Consider the following 15,553-nt stretch of genomic DNA (forward strand, 5'->3'; position numbering starts at 1 on the left):
GACCTCAATAGGACCGTGGGAGACCCAACATGTGCTGACCGACATAGGCCAGGATCATGTTGGTCGAAATCGGCGCAGTCTGATAAATGCGGCACTCACGCCACTTCCGTTCGATGCCGTATTCCACTGCATAGCCAAAGCCACCAAACGTCTGCAGCGCAGTATCAGCTGCTTTCCAGGTCGCCTCCGAGGCAAGCAGTTTGGCAATATTGGCTTCGCCACCGCAGGGCTGGTGCGCGTCGAACAAGGCAGCAGCCTTGCGGGCCATCAGATCGGCGGCTTCAAGTTCCGCATGGGCGCGAGCAATAGGGAATTGCACACCCTGATTGGCGCCGATTTCTCGATTGAAAACGCGACGTTCCTTGGCATATTCCACCGCGCGGCGGACCATATAGCGGCCATCGCCAACACATTCCGACGCAACGAGAATGCGTTCTGCATTCATGCCATCCAGAATGTAGCGGAAACCTTTGCCTTCCTCACCGATTAGTGCTGACGCCGGTACGCGTAGATTTTCGATGAAAACTTCCGTCGTGTTGTGGTTGATCAATGCGCTGATGGGACGAATGTCAACACCGTTTCCGCGCGCTTCACGCAGATCGATCAGGAAAACCGAAATGCCGTCCGTTTTCTTGGCAACCTGATCAAGCGGCGTGGTGCGGGCTAGAAGCAGAAGGAGATCAGAATAAAGCGCGCGCGACGTCCAGACTTTCTGGCCGTTGATCACATAGTGATCACCGTCGCGCACTGCACGGGTTTTGAGCTGCGTCGTGTCCGAGCCAGTCGTCGGCTCTGTCACGCCAAAGGCCTGGAGGCGCAGCCGTCCAGCAGCAATCTCAGGCAGGTAGGTGCGCTTCTGCTCCTCAGAACCGTGGCGCAGCAATGTGCCCATGATATACATTTGGGCATGTGCAGGGCTCGCCTGACAGCCACAGGCATTGATTTCTTCCAAAATCACAGCCGCAGCGCGCAGTGGCAATCCAGCTCCGCCAAATTCTTCGGGAATGAGCGCCGCCAAAAAGCCTCCATCCGTCAACTCCTGTACAAATTCAGACGGGTATCCAGATTTTTCATCCAGCTTTGCCCAGTAATCGAGCGGATAGTTTTCACAAATACGACGGATTGATTCACGTAGTTCCGGAAAGTCTTCGCCCAGTTCCATGGTAGCGACAGTATTGGTCATAGCGTAGTCTCACTTTGCGACTGAAAATATTTTGGGAAGACCGGCGCGTGCTATCGCGCCGCTGTAGTGTTCTTCTTGGCCAAGCCACGCTTCGACATCGCGGCGGATATCCAGCAGGGCGCCAATGTCGACACCAGTAGAAAAGCCCATGCTTTCAAGCATATATGCCGTATCTTCCGTGTTGATGTTGCCTGTTGCACCAGGTGCAAACGGGCATCCGCCAAGCCCGGCCATTGAACTGTCAAACACACGGACGCCGGTTTCCAACGCGGCTGCTACATTGGCGAGGCCGAGGCCACGCGTATCGTGGAAATGACAGATGATGCGGCGTCCATCTGCGATCTCGACAATCGGCGGCAGGATTTCGTGGACCTGCGCCGGATTGCCGTAACCCACCGTATCCGCCACGATCAGCTCGTCTGCCCCCATATCCGTCACACGGCGCGCAATCTCGAACACGCGTTCCGGCGCGACATAACCTTGCAGCGTGCACCCAAAACTGGTTGCCAGCCCACAGGCGAGCACCATATCGCGACCGGTCTCCGACTGTTTCAGCGCCACGATGCGACCAAATTCCACGACCGCCTCTTCCGTAGAGCGACGGACATTGGCCTGACTATGGGCTTCAGAAACTGAAAGCACGTAGTTGATATGGCGAAAGCCAGCGGCAAGCGCCCGCTCGGCGCCTTTGAGATTGGGCACCAGTGCTGAACAGACCGCGCCAGAAAAGTCAGGCAAGCTGGTGGCCAAAACGTCGGCATCAGCAAATTGCGGCACGATCTTCGGCGGTACAAAAGAAGTCAGTTCGATTTCGCGGACACCAGCCGCAATAAGTCGCCTTACCCATTCGCGTTTGCGATCGGTCTCGAGAAAGCGTTTCGCCATCTGAATTCCGTCGCGAAGTCCCACTTCGCGCAAGGTCACATGCTCTGCCATGACCTAAACTCCCCTGAAGACAGGTGGGCGCTTTTCATTGAAAGCACGCACGCCTTCGTGACGGTCCTCCGTCGACACCATGCGGTTGTAGCATTCGATCTCGAAAGCCAGACCGTCAGCCAGTGACATTTGCAAACCGCGATGAATAGACTGCTTGGCCTGGCGCACAGAAATAGGCGCGTTGCCCGCTATGCGACGCGCAGTGGCAAGTGCTGCACCAAGAAGCTCGGCCGGCGGGAACACACGATTGACAAGCCCCCACTCAAATGCCTCTTGCGCCGTGAAAGGCAGGCCAGTGAGGATAACTTCCTTGGCGCGTCGTTCCCCCATGGCGCGCGGCAGGTTCTGCGTACCACCCGCACCCGGCATGATGCCGAGCGTCACCTCGGTCAATGCGAAACGCGCATTTTCAGACGCGTAGGCAAAATCAAGTGCCGCCGTAATCTCACAGCCCCCACCATAGGCCGCACCATTGATTGCACCGATCAGCGGCACCGGACAGGCAATTATTGCGCGGAGCATGCGCTCAAACATTGCATGCTGGCGCAACCATTGCGCATCGGTCATACCATTGCGTTCCTTAAGGTCACCGCCTGCACAGAACGCCTTTTCGCCGGAACCCGTCAGCACAATCGCGCGCACGCCTTCGGCATCGATCTGGAACCTCTCGAAAAGGTCCATCAGTTCCTCGCCCATCCGGGTGTTCATCGCATTGGCTGCTTGCGGCCTATTGAGCCGGACCAACAGCACATGGTCATCGATGCGCTCCAGTTCGAGCGTTTCATAGGTGCGTTCCATCAGCTTTCCTGTCGAATTGTCTGGTTGTGCGCTCCAAGTGTGGGAGCTGAACCGCCCGACGTTGGGCGAGCGTCGTCAATGGTGAATGGGAGGCCTATCCATTTCTGCCCGTCAGCTTCCGTCACAATGCCGACAGCCTCGGTCTGCGGATGGGTCCAAACCTTGTCGATGGTCAAAAGCGGGCAATTCGGCACACTGACAGCGTCGAGTTTTTCGCCGAGTTCGCTGACCGTGAGTTTCGCCACTGCGGCTGCGATCTGCGGTATCAACTCGTCGCGCAGCAACACTCTGTCGCGGTTCTGCGCAAACTTCTGATCTTTAGCCAGATGCTCCAGCCCTGGTAACGCCTGGCAGAGTTTTGCAAACAACCGGTCGTTGCCCGCTGCAATCATGACCCAGCCGTCATCTGCCTCGAAGGCCTGATATGGCACAATTTCAGCAAGGCCGGAACCATGAGGCTTGCGCACTTCGCCTGCAACCGCATGTGCGGCAAGAGGAATGGTCATCCAGGCAAGCCCGGTCTCAAACAAAGACGTTGCGATATGTGCGCCTTCGCCATTTTTATTGCGCTCAAGAAGGGCTGCCAGCAGGCCGATGACGGTCCACATCCCCGAACCCATATCCACGAGCGACACACCGACCCGGACGGGAGGACGATCCGCCTCGCCGGTGATGGACATGATGCCAGAGGAAGCCTGCGCCAGCGGATCATAACCAAGCTTGCGCGACAGCGGGCCAGTTTTGCCAAAAGCGCCGATATCACACCAGATCATACCAGGCGCCTGCCGCCGCATCTCGTCGACATCAATACCGAATTTGGCAAGCAGACCAGGTCTCAGGTTCTGGATAACAGCATCAGCCCCAAGGATCAGCTTCTTGAGATGCGCACATTGTTCTGGATCTGAAAAATCGAGTGTGAGACTTTCCTTTCCCCGGTTTAGAGCGTGAAATGCAGTGGCGTCTTCTTTGAAGAAGGGTGGCCCCCAACCGCGCGCATAATCCCCAGTGGAAGGGTTTTCGATCTTGATTACTCGTGCTCCCAACTCTGCCAGAATAAGGCCTGCATAGGGAGCGGCCACGCTGTGCCCCAGCTCGAGAACGGTAAGACCGTGAAGTGGTGCGGATTTACCCAAAATAATTCTCCTGTCGAATTTCGGAGGCCAAACGGATCAGAGATATTCCTCCGCCAGTGCGGCGCCTCTGATTTCATTGGTCGTTCCCGAACGGCGGATGAGACCGCCGCGCATGATGTGTCCGCTATGCGCAAGCTTGAGTGCTGGCCGCGCCATCTGCTCGGTCATAAGCACTGCGATACCGTCCTCTTGCATCTGGCGTACTGCCGTCGAAATCTGTTGGATCCAGACCGGGGCGAGACCCAGAAACGGCTCATCCAAAAGCAATAGTTTGGGGCCTCCGCACATCGCTCTGGCAATCGCCACCAATTGCTGTTGGCCACCCGAAAGTTGACCTGCTGGCTGGGCCTGACGTTCAGCCAGAAAAGGGAAACTCGCCACAAGACGATCCCAGGCCTTCGACTGATCACGTGTACCGAGCGAACCTGCGCCTGCCAGCACGTTGTCCTTGACACTCATGGTTGGAAAAACGCGTCGTCCTTCAGGTGAGTAGCCAATACCAAGCCGAGCGCGCGCATCACTCGAAAGACCGGAAATATCACGGCCATCGAAACTGATCTGGCCACGAGCCGCTCTGACGAGCCCGATAACAGCATTGATCAGACTGGACTTCCCTGCGCCATTGGCCCCGATGAGAAGTACCGTCTGGCCGGCTTCGACTGCTATATCGACACCAGACAATGCGTGCGTGCCGCTATAGGTCACATGCAAATCACGAATGCTGAGCATCGTCTTCCTCCTCATCGCTGCCCCCAAGATAGGCATTGATTACATCCGGATTTGTCAGCACCGTTTCCGGCGGGCCTTCTGCGATGAGCTTGCCGCCATCGAGAACAATGACCGACGGACACAGACGCTTGATCAACTCCATATCGTGCTCAACCAGAAGCACACCGCAGCCGAAGGCTTCTTGAGCGAAACGCACATAGGTATCGATGTTGGTTCGCTCGGATTTTTCCAACCCTGCCGCCGGTTCATCGAGCAAAAGCACCTTTGGCTGTGTTGCAAGTGCCATGGTGAGACCCAGCATCTTCTGAAGTCCGTAGGGAAGAATTTCCGCACTGCGCGTCCAGTTTTCGATGAGACCGAACTGATCAAGCAGCGGAGACAGCTGTTCGAGTGCCGACCGCCCTCTCTTTGAAAAGCGGAGCGCCGAAAGAAGATTGTCCTCGACGGTGTAGCCATTGAAGGTTGCGGTCTGCTGGAAGCTGCGCACCAGACCTCGACCAGCATTCTCATAGACAGGCTTGCCGTCGATCTGCGTGTCGCCAAGAAGAACACGGCCCGAGCTTGGCTTCAGTCGACCCGAGATGATGTTAATCATCGTGGTCTTGCCAGCACCGTTCGGTCCAATGACGCCGAGAAGTCCGCCAGCTGGCAAGGTGAAACTGACATCGGTGAAGACCTTCAGTCCGCCGAATGCCTTGGAGATGCGATCCGCTTTCAGGGCATTTGTTGAAGTCTGGTTCATCGACCATTCTCCCCAATAGCAAGATTGCCTTCATGCACCGTCGCTTTGGTCCGATCTTTCCCAACCGAGCCACTATCTGTGCCGCGCAGACGCTTGATGAGCGTGATTGCGATACCGACCAGACCGCCGCGTGCCACGAGCGTCACAACAATGATCAGCACACCGAAGAGGCCAGGTGACAGTTCACCGGAAAGTGCGAAGTAATTGGTCGCCGAGACCAGAACGATTGCACCCACAAGCGAGCCCAGAATGGTCCGCTTTCCACCAACGATCGCGTAGGTGATGTAGGTGATTGATGACATTGGAGCGAAGGACGTGGGATGGGCGGTCAAGAGCATGTTGACGAGCGCAAAGCCTGCGAAGCCCGACACGCCAGCCGCAACGCAGAACGCCATCGCCTTATATTTCCAGACCGGGAGGCCGAGGCTTTCCGCCAGCACATCGTTGGTCTCAATGGCTGCAAATTCGTAGCGATACCAACGTGTGAAGGCGGCAGTGATCAGGAAACCGGCGAAGGCGAGTGCGCAGGTAGTGAGCACAACGTGGGAATTGTCCCACAGGTCCATACCGAACAACGTCACTGGCGGCATGCCGACAAGTCCGTTTGCTCCACCCGTCAACGGCTCAGCTTCAAACAGCAGGAGCTGGACGATTTCGGTCAGCACAAAAGTGACCAGCACGAAATAGACGCCCTTCAATCGCAATATCAACGAGCCAAGCGGAATTGCACAGAGCACCGGCACGAGAAAGGCTGCTGCCGAGAGGACAAAAATGTCGGTAATGCCAAGCCTCAGGCTCAATATGGCAACGGTATAGCCACCGACAGCCATGAAAGCTGGCACGGCGAAGCTCATCAGATCGAGCCGTTGCATAATATAGACGCCGAGTGCCGCCGTTGCCGCGATCAGGATCAAATTGGTCTGAGACAAGACCTGCGGATTGGTGCTGACAAGTGGCACAATAAAGGACAGAAGCACCAGGCCGAGTGTGATCCAATCAGGAATACTGAAGAATGGCTGACGTCGAATGGTGATGTCTGAGGAAATGGTGGTGCGGCTCATGAACGGCGGACCTCCTTGCCGAAAAGTCCCTGTGGGCGAACCACAAGCGTCACCATGACGATTGCAAAAAGCGTGAGCGCACCTTTGGATCCGCCGAGATAGACGGCAGCATAAGCTTCAACCATACCGACAATGAAGGCAGCGACGGTGGCACCGGTGACACTCCCAAGGCCACCCAGAATGACGGTAATGAACGAATAAGCGAGCGTCGCATCTCCAACATGCGGGGCGAGTGACAGGATTGGTGTGACCAGCGCACCCGTCACTCCGGCGAGCCCGGTGGCGAGAGCAAATGCAAAAGGAAAGAGCGCCTTAGTCCGCATGCCGAGCGCGCTTGCTACCGCGCGATCTTCGGCCATTGCTCGCATGCCACGCCCGACATTGGTGCGATAGATCAACCAATAGACCAATGCGATAGCCACGAGACATGCGGCGAGCACGATCATATTAGCATAGGGGAAATAGATGCCACCAAAACGCCAGACCCCGGTTACAGGGAAAGAGAATTGCGGCGATTCAGCCCCGAAAATTACCAGGATCGCAGTGGCCAGGACGAGATAGAAGCCCATCGTGACCATCAATGTCGCCTGATGATCTTCAATCACTCTTTCAAGAATGATTGCCTCAAACAACCAACCGAGCACTGCCGTCGCCACAAGGGCTATCAACACCGCCACAGGATAAGGCAATCCGAGCATTGTAGTGCAGTAATAGGCGACGTAGCCGCCCATTACATAGAAGCCGCCGTGAGCGAAATTCACCACGCCGAGGATCCCGAAAATCAGTGTGAACCCAAGCGCAAGCAAAGTATATTGTGAGCCGAGACTGATACCAATCAGCCCCGTCGTGATGAAGCTTTCCATGATACGCTGCCTTACTTTTCGCTAACTGCTTCCGCGCGCAGCAGAGGCTGCTTCTTGCCATCCTGAACGATGCCAATAGCGAACGGATAAGACATTTCCTGATTGATGCCGAAGAAGGACTGGCCGATCCAATGACCCTTGCCAATGTTCTCGTCTTCCACGGAAAGTTTGCGCATTTCGGCAGCGATCTTCTCGGAATCGTCGACGGTACCGGCAGCTTGCGCAGCTTTAATCATCATGCGGGCAGCAAAGACCCATCGAAAGAAGTCGCTATTTTCCGGGCGCGGTGAACCCATTAGCTTCTTGTACTTGTCTTCCAAAGCTTGCGTGTTTTCGTCCATATAGATCGGCTCGTACCAGAGGAAATCCTTCAGCACGTCGACGCCACCGGCCACACGGGCAATTTCATCAAAACCAGGACCACCCAGACGGAAAATGGGTCCCTCGAAGCCAGCCTGACGCAATTGTTTTACGATTATGCCAGCATCGCCCGCAGGCGATGAAGCGAGATCCAGAGCCCCAGGATTTGCGCTCATTATGCGCGTGACGATCGGCGCAAAATTGCTGGTTCCGCGCTGGTAGTATTCTTCGGAGACATTAACGCCCTTCTCCTTGAATATCTGCGCATTTACGCCAGCAACATCGGTCCCGCCCTGATCGTTCGGAGCCACAATCGCTACGCTGTCGAACTTGAAACGCTCGCGACCGGCATCAATGATCGGACCGGCCCAACCAGACGGTCCGGGACCGATGTGGAATATGCTCGGCCATTGAGGACCAATTGCGTTCTTGGCGAAACTATCAACCATAGCAACCATGCGATTGCGTGCTGCAACAGGCTTCATACCGGTCACTTCCGGCGAGCCGACACTCCCGACAATGACCTTGATACCCTGAGCGGCAAGCTGGTTCATCGCCGAAGCTGCGCCTTCGGCGGTATATTTGGAGTCAATCACGACAGTGGAAACCGAACATGGAGTTCCATCAATAACCAGACGCTTTTCGTCGGTTGTTTCCTTGGCGACAAAATTGACGGCGTCGCGCAAAGCGATGCCCCATTGGGCTGCCGGACCCGACAAAACAGCCGGGGTACCGATCTTGAGTTCACAGGCAGCAGACGCCACGCTCGTATACGCTGCAGACGCAAGTAGAACGCCGCCCAAAAGGCGACCAAGACGCAATGACATGTTTTCTCCTCCCATTGTGTAGCCGCATCGTCGCTTCGCTTGTTACCAACGCGAAGTCTCCTCCTAACTGCCAGCTACCTCGTGACCATAACCGCGAGGGAAACACCTGTCAATAAAACGTTTCATTGAAAATTTCTCGATTTCCTCTGAATATCAAATTGGATTTATATGTTATTTATCAATATATTGCCTGACATCTAAGTCGAGCAGCCTTGACGTTTCACTACAAGCGCCAGGAAAAAATCAGCGAATAAGCATAGCAATATGAATCGTTTTTTTATTCGCTCAATACGCTGTGAGTGCACCTTAAGTGCCTCCGCCCGGACCGCCAAGACCAAGCAACTCGCTGCGCCATTCATCAAGTCATTATGACGTATTTCATCTTCCATACTAGTCCACCATCTGGTAATCAGAGGTTATTACATGGAGGCAAAACGTGCGACAGACTTGGAGATGGTTCGGTCCAAAGGATCTGACGTCAATTGACGATATGCGACAGGCAGGTGTGGAGGGGGTTGTTTCAGCCCTGCATCACATGCCGACTGGCGAGGTATGGACTGCAGACGAAATTGCACTGCGACAGGCCCAGATCGGACGCATGAATGACGGCGCGCCTTCCAAACTCGCTTGGGAAGTAGTCGAAAGTCTGCCGGTATCCGAAGATATCAAACGGCAGACCGGCGACTGGAAGACCCATATCGCCAACTGGAGAACCAGCATGACGAATCTCAGCCGCGCTGGCATAGAGGTGATCTGCTATAATTTCATGCCAGTGCTGGATTGGACGCGCACGGATCTTGCCTTCCGTCTGGATAGCGGCGCGACATGTATGCGCTTCGATCTTATCGATTTCGCCGCTTTCGACATTCACATACTGCAACGCAAAGGCGCTGCCGAAAGTTTCCCTGTCGATGTAGTGCTTGCTGCAAAAGAGCGTTTTGCAACGATGAGCTATGCACGGCGTGAGGAACTCGCCGCCAATACCGTTTACGGTCTGCCGGGTGCAGCCGAAAACTTCACCCTTGCCGATGTGCGGGACCATTTGGCCAAATATGACAATATCAGCGCGGAGAGACTGCGCGGTCATCTGGTTGATTTTCTTTCGGAAGTGTCTCCGCTTGCCGAAGAACTCGGCATGCGCCTGTGCTGCCATCCGGACGATCCACCGTTCCCGCTTCTCGGCCTGCCGCGTGTCATGTCCACGGAGGCGGACTACCGCCAGATCATCGAAGCGGTGGATATCCCGGCCAACGGCATCACGCTTTGCACCGGCTCGCTCGGCACCCGACGCGACAACGACTTGCCTGGAATGATGCAACGTCTTGGCGACCGCGTCCATTTCCTGCATCTGCGTAATGTCACAATTGAAGATGCGGGCCAGTATGGCTCTTTCCATGAAGCAGGTCATCTGGAAGGCGGCACGGATATGGTCGCCATGGTCGCTGCCATTCTGGCCGAGGAACGCAGGCGCAAGGCCGCCGGTCGCAAGGACTGGCAAATCCCGTTCCGTCCCGACCATGGACAGGATATTCTGGACGATCTTGGCCGTCGTGGACAACCGGGCTATCCGTCCATCGGTCGCTTGAAAGGTCTGGCGGAACTGCGTGGAATCATGACCGCGCTGGAGCATCCGCTGACGACAGGAAACGCGTGATGAGATTATCGGCCAAAAGCAGCCCAACGAATGGGGCCACGTGGCCTGCTTATGATCCACAGGCTCTTGATGCAGGTATCCTGCATCTCGGCCTGGGCGCTTTTGCCCGTGCGCATCTGGCCGCTTACACTGACGCTGCCCTGACGCAAGTACCGTCTGACTGGCGGATCGTTGGCGTCTCGCTGCGTGGAACCGACGTGGCCGAAGCGCTTAATCCGCAGGATGGCTATTACACACTGATCGTGCGTGGTGAGGAAAGCCACGCCCGCGTTATCGGCTCGGTGAGGCAAGTGCTTGCCGGACCGACCGCCAGCACTGAAGCGCTGACTTTCATGGCAGAGTCCAAGTGCCGGATTGTCAGTATCACAGTGACGGAAAAAGGTTATGGTCTATTGCGCAGCGGTGGTTGCGATCCCGCGCATCCAGCAGTCAAGACCGACCTCGCAATGCCTGACCAGCCCAGAGGCGTGCTTGGCCTCATCACATTGGGTCTGAAACGACGCTTCGAATTGGACCTGCCGCCATTTACCGTCTTAAGCTGCGATAACTTGCCGGATAATGGCGCGTTGTTACGCTCTGCGATCATCGATTTTGCGACGCGCGCGCATGGCGCTGAACTGGCGAACCGCATCGCGGAAGAGGTTGCTTTCCCGGCAACCATGGTGGATCGTATCACACCGCAACCAACCGACCGAACCCGCACCGACGCCGCACAGGCCATCGGTTGCGAAGACGAGGCTGCAATTGAGACGGAAGCCTTTTCGCAATGGGTGATCGAGGATCATTTCCCTGCCGGACGTCCGGCATGGGAGGCGATGGGCGCTACCTTTACGCAGGATGTCCGCCCTTTTGAAAAAATGAAACTGCGCATGCTCAATGGCAGTCATTCAATGCTGGCCTATGCCGGGTTTCTCGCGAACAAGACCTATGTACGTGATGTAATGGCGGACGCGGCGTTTACCAGACTCGTGCAGCGCCATTTGCGCGCCGCAGCACGGACCCTGCCCGCGATCGACACCGATCTGGACGCTTATACGCAGGCACTGGCCATTCGCTTTGCCAATCCGGCCATCGCGCACGAAACGCGTCAGATCGCCATGGACGGCACAGAAAAAATGCCGCAGCGCATCTTTGCGCCAGCCGTCGAACTGATTGAACAAGGCGGTGACACCACGCCTTTCGCTTTCGCCACAGCGGCATGGATGCGTTACGGTTTGGGCCATCATGAGAACGGCCAGCGATATCCGTTGAATGATCCACGAGGTGAAGAAATTACCACAGCACTGGCCCATACAAAGTCCGCATCGGATATATTTGCCGCTTATGCCGCGTTGCAGGGTCTTCTGCCGCCCGCGCTGATGGAAGGGCCATTTGCCGAACAGGTGGTTTCGTGTCTCAATCGGATGCTTACCAACGGCATAGTCGCGGCCATCCAACATGAAGCAGCGACCTGTTGACCGGGCCGTTCAAAGGTCGTTGACGATGAGATCGGAGTACCGCTGAGCCAGATGGTCGGTGACTTTCAGGACTTCTGAAAGATGAACATGCACGGCAGCTTCCGCAGCAATCGGATCGCGGCGTTTGACGGCTGATAGCATGGCTTTGTGTTGTTCGATGAGCAACTCCACGGGGGTCACATTGGGCAGACTCAGAAAGCGCAAGCGATCAAACTGCGCTTTTTCCCGCTCCAGCAGGCTCCATATGTCACCCATCCGAATGCCATTGGCGACAGTACGGTGAAAGGCATCGTCGGCGATGGTGAAATCCTCAGGAGAGTCCTTTGAACCTTCCTGCATCGCGATGATGGCGTCGAGTTCGCCCATTATGGACGCAGCAAGCCCTTCTTCGGCAGCACGTTTGAAAACCGCAACTTCCACCGCATTGCGCACGAAACGCGCGCGCTGCACGGCGGCCAGTGAAATCGGCATGATGAAGGTGCCGCGTTGCGGCCAGACTTCCACAAGTCCCTGATCGACCAAGCGCAACAGGGCCTCGCGGACCGGTGTGCGGCTCGTACCGAAATATCGGGCGAGTTCGTTTTCCGAAACCCGTTTACCCGGCATGAGGCGCAGTGTGATGATATCGTTGCGAATGGCGTCGAGAATGCTCCCCACCGTGGGGGGAGCACCCGCGCCGGGCACCGGCTTTTCTGGATTATGCGTCGATCCGGGAAGTACCGCCATGCGTCAGCCGTCCCAGCCGAGATGGCTCAGAAAATCCTTCGTGCGTGCAGTTTTCGGATTTTCAAAAATCTGCTCCGGCGGCCCCTGTTCAATGATCTGGCCATCGGCAAAGACCACGACCTGATCGGCAACACGCCGGGCGAAGGTCATTTCGTGGGTCACGACAATCATGGTCATTCCGTCATCCGCCAGCCGTTTCATGACATTGAGCACCTCACCGATGGTCTCGGGGTCGAGCGCCGATGTCGGTTCGTCAAAAAGCATGACTTCCGGTTCCATTGCAAGGGCTCTGGCGATGGCGACACGCTGCTGCTGCCCACCAGACAGATTGGACGGGAAATTTTCAGCCTTGTCCGAAAGCCCCACCTTGGCGAGCAAAGCCAGTGCGCGTTCCTTTGCTTTCCCTTCCGACAAGCCCAGAACGGTGGTCGGCCCCATCATGATGTTGCCGAGCGCATTTTTATGCGGAAAAAGCTCAAAGTTCTGAAATACCATCCCCATGCGCTGACGCATGGCGCGAACCTGTTTGGGGTCCTGCGTAAGCCCGATGCCATCAATCCTGATCTCGCCGCCATTGATGGCTTCCAGACCATTGGTGCAGCGCAATAGCGTGGATTTGCCAGAGCCGGACGGGCCGATGAGACACACCACCTGGCCGCGATGCACTTTCAGGCTGACATCCTTGAGGGCTTCAAATGTGCCGTAGGATTTGCGGACATTGCGATATTCAATGACAACGTCGCCAGTCTTTACGGGTGCTGTGTTGGAAGATGTCATTCGGTAACCCCGTATTTGCGGTGAATCCAGTCAACGATTTTGGCCTGCGGATAACCCAGCAGCCAGTAGATCGCGGCCATTGCGGTCAGAAGTTCGATCACGCGGAAGGTCTGCGAGCGGATTTGCAGCGCCGTATGCGCCAGATCACCGACGGCTATCACCGATACCAGCGACGTGTCCTTAAACAGCGTGACCCATGTGGTTGCCAACACCGGCAAAACGCGGCGCGAAGCCTGCGGCAGCACGATCTTGCGGAAAGCCGTCCATTCGCTCATTCCCAGAGCCAGGCCTGCCTCGGTCTGCCCCTTGCGGATTGAACGGATACCAGAGCGGAATGTTTCCGAATTATAGGCGGCATTGTTGGCGACCAGCGCGACAAGCCCGGTCAGAAATGGCGAAAGTGCAAGACCGCTCATCATGGGCAGCACATAAAACGCCCAATAGACGACCAGAATGATTGGCAGATTGCGCAGCAATTCCACATAACAAGTCGCAATCAGCGCAACGATTTTGAAGCGCGATTCACGCATGACCGCGATCAGAATCCCCAAAGGCGTTGCGAGCAGCATCGTCAGTACAGTCAGCGCGATGGTGATCAAGGCGCCATGGCCCAAGGCGGGCAGGCTTTTCCATATGATAGACCAGTCGAAACTCATGAGCGCCCCAGGAAGGAAATGCGGCGATAGAGCATGTCGACGCCTCGGGTGAGCGGGAAGATGATGATGAAGTAGAGGATCATGACGGTGGTATAGGCCTCGACAGGTGCGTATTTCTGCCCGGCAATCGCTTCGGCGCGGCGCATGAGTTCCGGCACGGCGATCACGGTGGCGATAGCCGTATCCTTGACCGCTAGCGACAGCAACGATCCGAAGGATGGCAGCATGCGCACGAAAGCCTGTGGCAGCACGATCTTGCGCAGAACCTGCGCCTGCGACATGCCAAGCGCAAGACCGGCGCGAACCTGGCCGGGGCGCACGGACTGGATGCCAGCGCGCATCACTTCGGCAACATACGCGGCCAGATGCAGCGACAGCGAGAACAGCGCCGACCAGAATGGCGGCAGATTGATCCCAGTAGTGATAGGCAAGGCGAAATAAACCCAGACGAGAACCACCAGAACCGGAATGGCGCGCATGGTATCGATATAGAAGATCGTTATGCGGCTCAGCCATTTCGGTCCATAAAGACGGGCGATGGTGAGCAGAAGCCCTAGAAAGAAGCTCAACACGCTCACACTGGCGGCCAGCAAAAGCGTCACCACCAAGCCGCTGAGCAGGAACTGCCAGCTATCAAAAATAGCGCTGAAATTGAATTCCATGTGTCAATATCCAGAGATCCGGGACCCTGAAAGTTCTGCCTGAACAGAACAGGATTTGCGCGCACCAAACCCCGACGCGCGCAAAGTCCATGTGGCTTACATTTTGGAGACTTCTGCTTCTTCTTCCTTGAGAAGTTCTGGAAGCATAGGCTCGGCCACGGCTTTCAGCCATGCGAGATATTCTGGCTGGTTCTTGTCTATAGCCAGACCGATTTCATTGACGGCCTCGGTGCTGTCCTGACAGTTATTCTCACGCGGCAGCGCTTCAAGGCCCTTCACATTGCGGCTGAGGGCCACGAAGGGAATGCGATTGATCGGTGCCACGTCCGCGCGGCCCGCCATGATTTCTTCCATCGGAGCCGCTGTTCCCGCGCTTGTCACGCCGCGAAGTGTAGCCTTGGGGAAACGTTCCTTGACCCAGTTTTCCTCGCCGCCACCCGTGAAATAAGCAATGGTCACTTCCGGCTTGTCGAAGTCGTCAACCGACTTGGCGCCCGAAACCTTGGGGTTGGAAGCCTTGCCGAACACGCAGAGAGCCGTCCGCGAATAAGTGACGAAATCAACGACTTCTTGCCGTTGCTTCGTCATGGAGAGTGGCGAAATCGTCATGTCCACCTGATTGGCAGCCAGAACCGGCACCTTGGTTTCGTGCGAAACAAGAACGGGAACCAGTTTGACACCAAGCTTCTCGGCATAGGTCTGCGCAAGCGTCCAAGCTGGCCCGCGCCAGGGCTGGCCGGAGCCGGTGGTGTCTTCCACAAGCCATGGCGGGTTGGCAAGAACGCCAGCACGCAATTCACCCGACTTCTTGATAGCGTCAATGCGCGCACTCTTGCCGAGCGCGGGAACTTCCTGCGCCTGCGCCATGCCAGCAAGCGGCACCATATTCATAGCTGTGGCGGCCACCACTGCCCATAGCAACTTTTTCATCGAAATCACTCCTCCCAAACGATAGCCAGCACTCCGTCTGGCTTGATATATTCTAGTAT

General features: G+C 56.2%; 16 protein-coding genes. 2 read left to right on the top strand and 14 right to left on the bottom strand.

Translation table 11 applies throughout. The annotated features are described in order from the left end of the window. Positions 1–4 precede the first annotated feature (4 nt). The 9 genes from ACYSN1_RS11485 to ACYSN1_RS11525 are packed head-to-tail and all read right to left on the bottom strand — an operon-like array spanning position 5 to position 8,632. The gene (locus ACYSN1_RS11485) at positions 5–1,183 is read right to left on the bottom strand and encodes an acyl-CoA dehydrogenase family protein (protein ID WP_461725769.1); all 1,179 of its coding nucleotides are present in this window, start codon (positions 1,181–1,183) and stop codon (positions 5–7) included. Between the two features lie 9 nt (positions 1,184–1,192). Then, positions 1,193–2,119 (bottom strand): hydroxymethylglutaryl-CoA lyase, encoded by a 927-nt coding sequence (locus tag ACYSN1_RS11490; protein ID WP_461725770.1) that lies wholly within the window; start codon positions 2,117–2,119, stop codon positions 1,193–1,195. 3 nt (positions 2,120–2,122) lie between these two features. Next, positions 2,123–2,917, bottom strand: coding sequence for an enoyl-CoA hydratase/isomerase family protein (locus tag ACYSN1_RS11495; RefSeq protein WP_461725771.1), 795 nt, complete (start codon positions 2,915–2,917; stop codon positions 2,123–2,125). Beyond that, positions 2,917–4,050, bottom strand: coding sequence for a CaiB/BaiF CoA transferase family protein (locus ACYSN1_RS11500; RefSeq protein WP_461725772.1), 1,134 nt, complete (start codon positions 4,048–4,050; stop codon positions 2,917–2,919). The genes ACYSN1_RS11495 and ACYSN1_RS11500 overlap by 1 nt, the downstream gene beginning before the upstream one ends. Before the next feature lie 36 nt (positions 4,051–4,086). Beyond that, the gene (locus tag ACYSN1_RS11505) at positions 4,087–4,779 is read right to left on the bottom strand and encodes an ABC transporter ATP-binding protein (protein ID WP_078339093.1); all 693 of its coding nucleotides are present in this window, start codon (positions 4,777–4,779) and stop codon (positions 4,087–4,089) included. Continuing rightward, positions 4,763–5,521, bottom strand: coding sequence for an ABC transporter ATP-binding protein (locus ACYSN1_RS11510; protein ID WP_461725773.1), 759 nt, complete (start codon positions 5,519–5,521; stop codon positions 4,763–4,765). The genes ACYSN1_RS11505 and ACYSN1_RS11510 overlap by 17 nt, the downstream gene beginning before the upstream one ends. Beyond that, on the bottom strand, positions 5,518–6,582 hold the full coding sequence (locus tag ACYSN1_RS11515) for a branched-chain amino acid ABC transporter permease (protein WP_100648505.1): 1,065 nt from the start codon (positions 6,580–6,582) through the stop codon (positions 5,518–5,520). Before ACYSN1_RS11515 ends, ACYSN1_RS11510 begins: the two co-directional genes overlap by 4 nt. Beyond that, positions 6,579–7,445: a branched-chain amino acid ABC transporter permease gene (locus tag ACYSN1_RS11520; protein ID WP_078339096.1), complete on the bottom strand. Its 867-nt coding sequence runs from the start codon at positions 7,443–7,445 to the stop codon at positions 6,579–6,581. Before ACYSN1_RS11520 ends, ACYSN1_RS11515 begins: the two co-directional genes overlap by 4 nt. A gap of 11 nt (positions 7,446–7,456) precedes the next feature. Then, positions 7,457–8,632, bottom strand: coding sequence for an ABC transporter substrate-binding protein (locus tag ACYSN1_RS11525; RefSeq protein WP_440630954.1), 1,176 nt, complete (start codon positions 8,630–8,632; stop codon positions 7,457–7,459). Between the two features lie 436 nt (positions 8,633–9,068). Here ACYSN1_RS11525 and uxuA point away from each other — a divergent pair, with 436 nt between their 5' ends. After that, positions 9,069–10,286 (top strand): mannonate dehydratase, encoded by a 1,218-nt coding sequence (gene uxuA / locus ACYSN1_RS11530; protein WP_461725774.1) that lies wholly within the window; start codon positions 9,069–9,071, stop codon positions 10,284–10,286. Further along, positions 10,286–11,743: a mannitol dehydrogenase family protein gene (locus tag ACYSN1_RS11535; protein WP_461725775.1), complete on the top strand. Its 1,458-nt coding sequence runs from the start codon at positions 10,286–10,288 to the stop codon at positions 11,741–11,743. The genes uxuA and ACYSN1_RS11535 overlap by 1 nt, the downstream gene beginning before the upstream one ends. A gap of 9 nt (positions 11,744–11,752) precedes the next feature. Here the strand turns inward: ACYSN1_RS11535 and ACYSN1_RS11540 are convergent, their stop codons facing one another. The 5 genes from ACYSN1_RS11540 to ACYSN1_RS11560 all read right to left on the bottom strand — a co-directional run bounded on the left by ACYSN1_RS11540 (position 11,753) and on the right by ACYSN1_RS11560 (position 15,494). Further along, positions 11,753–12,469 carry a GntR family transcriptional regulator gene (locus tag ACYSN1_RS11540; protein WP_461725776.1) on the bottom strand — a complete coding sequence of 239 codons (717 nt, stop codon included), beginning with the start codon at positions 12,467–12,469 and terminating at the stop codon, positions 11,753–11,755. Between the two features lie 3 nt (positions 12,470–12,472). Next, on the bottom strand, positions 12,473–13,246 hold the full coding sequence (locus ACYSN1_RS11545; protein ID WP_266031138.1) for an amino acid ABC transporter ATP-binding protein: 774 nt from the start codon (positions 13,244–13,246) through the stop codon (positions 12,473–12,475). After that, positions 13,243–13,902, bottom strand: a complete 660-nt coding sequence (locus ACYSN1_RS11550) for an amino acid ABC transporter permease (protein WP_100648498.1) — start codon at positions 13,900–13,902, stop codon at positions 13,243–13,245. The genes ACYSN1_RS11545 and ACYSN1_RS11550 overlap by 4 nt, the downstream gene beginning before the upstream one ends. Further along, on the bottom strand, positions 13,899–14,564 hold the full coding sequence (locus ACYSN1_RS11555; RefSeq protein WP_461725777.1) for an amino acid ABC transporter permease: 666 nt from the start codon (positions 14,562–14,564) through the stop codon (positions 13,899–13,901). Before ACYSN1_RS11555 ends, ACYSN1_RS11550 begins: the two co-directional genes overlap by 4 nt. A 96-nt stretch (positions 14,565–14,660) precedes the next feature. Then, positions 14,661–15,494, bottom strand: a complete 834-nt coding sequence (locus ACYSN1_RS11560; RefSeq protein WP_461725778.1) for a substrate-binding periplasmic protein — start codon at positions 15,492–15,494, stop codon at positions 14,661–14,663. Positions 15,495–15,553 lie beyond the last annotated feature (59 nt).

Source organism: Brucella sp. LJL56, assembly GCF_054871705.1.

Bases quoted from the DNA above. Each gene is read 5' to 3' on its own strand.
- ACYSN1_RS11515 (WP_100648505.1), bottom strand. From the start codon at position 6,582: ATGAGCCGCACCACCATTTCCTCAGACATCACCATTCGACGTCAGCCA.
- ACYSN1_RS11550 (WP_100648498.1), bottom strand. From the start codon at position 13,902: ATGAGTTTCGACTGGTCTATCATATGGAAAAGCCTGCCCGCCTTGGGC.
- ACYSN1_RS11490 (WP_461725770.1), bottom strand. From the start codon at position 2,119: ATGGCAGAGCATGTGACCTTGCGCGAAGTGGGACTTCGCGACGGAATT.
- ACYSN1_RS11505 (WP_078339093.1), bottom strand. From the start codon at position 4,779: ATGCTCAGCATTCGTGATTTGCATGTGACCTATAGCGGCACGCACGCA.
- ACYSN1_RS11485 (WP_461725769.1), bottom strand. From the start codon at position 1,183: ATGACCAATACTGTCGCTACCATGGAACTGGGCGAAGACTTTCCGGAA.
- ACYSN1_RS11555 (WP_461725777.1), bottom strand. From the start codon at position 14,564: ATGGAATTCAATTTCAGCGCTATTTTTGATAGCTGGCAGTTCCTGCTC.
- ACYSN1_RS11545 (WP_266031138.1), bottom strand. From the start codon at position 13,246: ATGACATCTTCCAACACAGCACCCGTAAAGACTGGCGACGTTGTCATT.
- ACYSN1_RS11510 (WP_461725773.1), bottom strand. From the start codon at position 5,521: ATGAACCAGACTTCAACAAATGCCCTGAAAGCGGATCGCATCTCCAAG.
- ACYSN1_RS11520 (WP_078339096.1), bottom strand. From the start codon at position 7,445: ATGGAAAGCTTCATCACGACGGGGCTGATTGGTATCAGTCTCGGCTCA.
- ACYSN1_RS11535 (WP_461725775.1), top strand. From the start codon at position 10,286: ATGAGATTATCGGCCAAAAGCAGCCCAACGAATGGGGCCACGTGGCCT.
- ACYSN1_RS11560 (WP_461725778.1), bottom strand. From the start codon at position 15,494: ATGAAAAAGTTGCTATGGGCAGTGGTGGCCGCCACAGCTATGAATATG.
- ACYSN1_RS11525 (WP_440630954.1), bottom strand. From the start codon at position 8,632: ATGTCATTGCGTCTTGGTCGCCTTTTGGGCGGCGTTCTACTTGCGTCT.
- ACYSN1_RS11495 (WP_461725771.1), bottom strand. From the start codon at position 2,917: ATGGAACGCACCTATGAAACGCTCGAACTGGAGCGCATCGATGACCAT.
- ACYSN1_RS11540 (WP_461725776.1), bottom strand. From the start codon at position 12,469: ATGGCGGTACTTCCCGGATCGACGCATAATCCAGAAAAGCCGGTGCCC.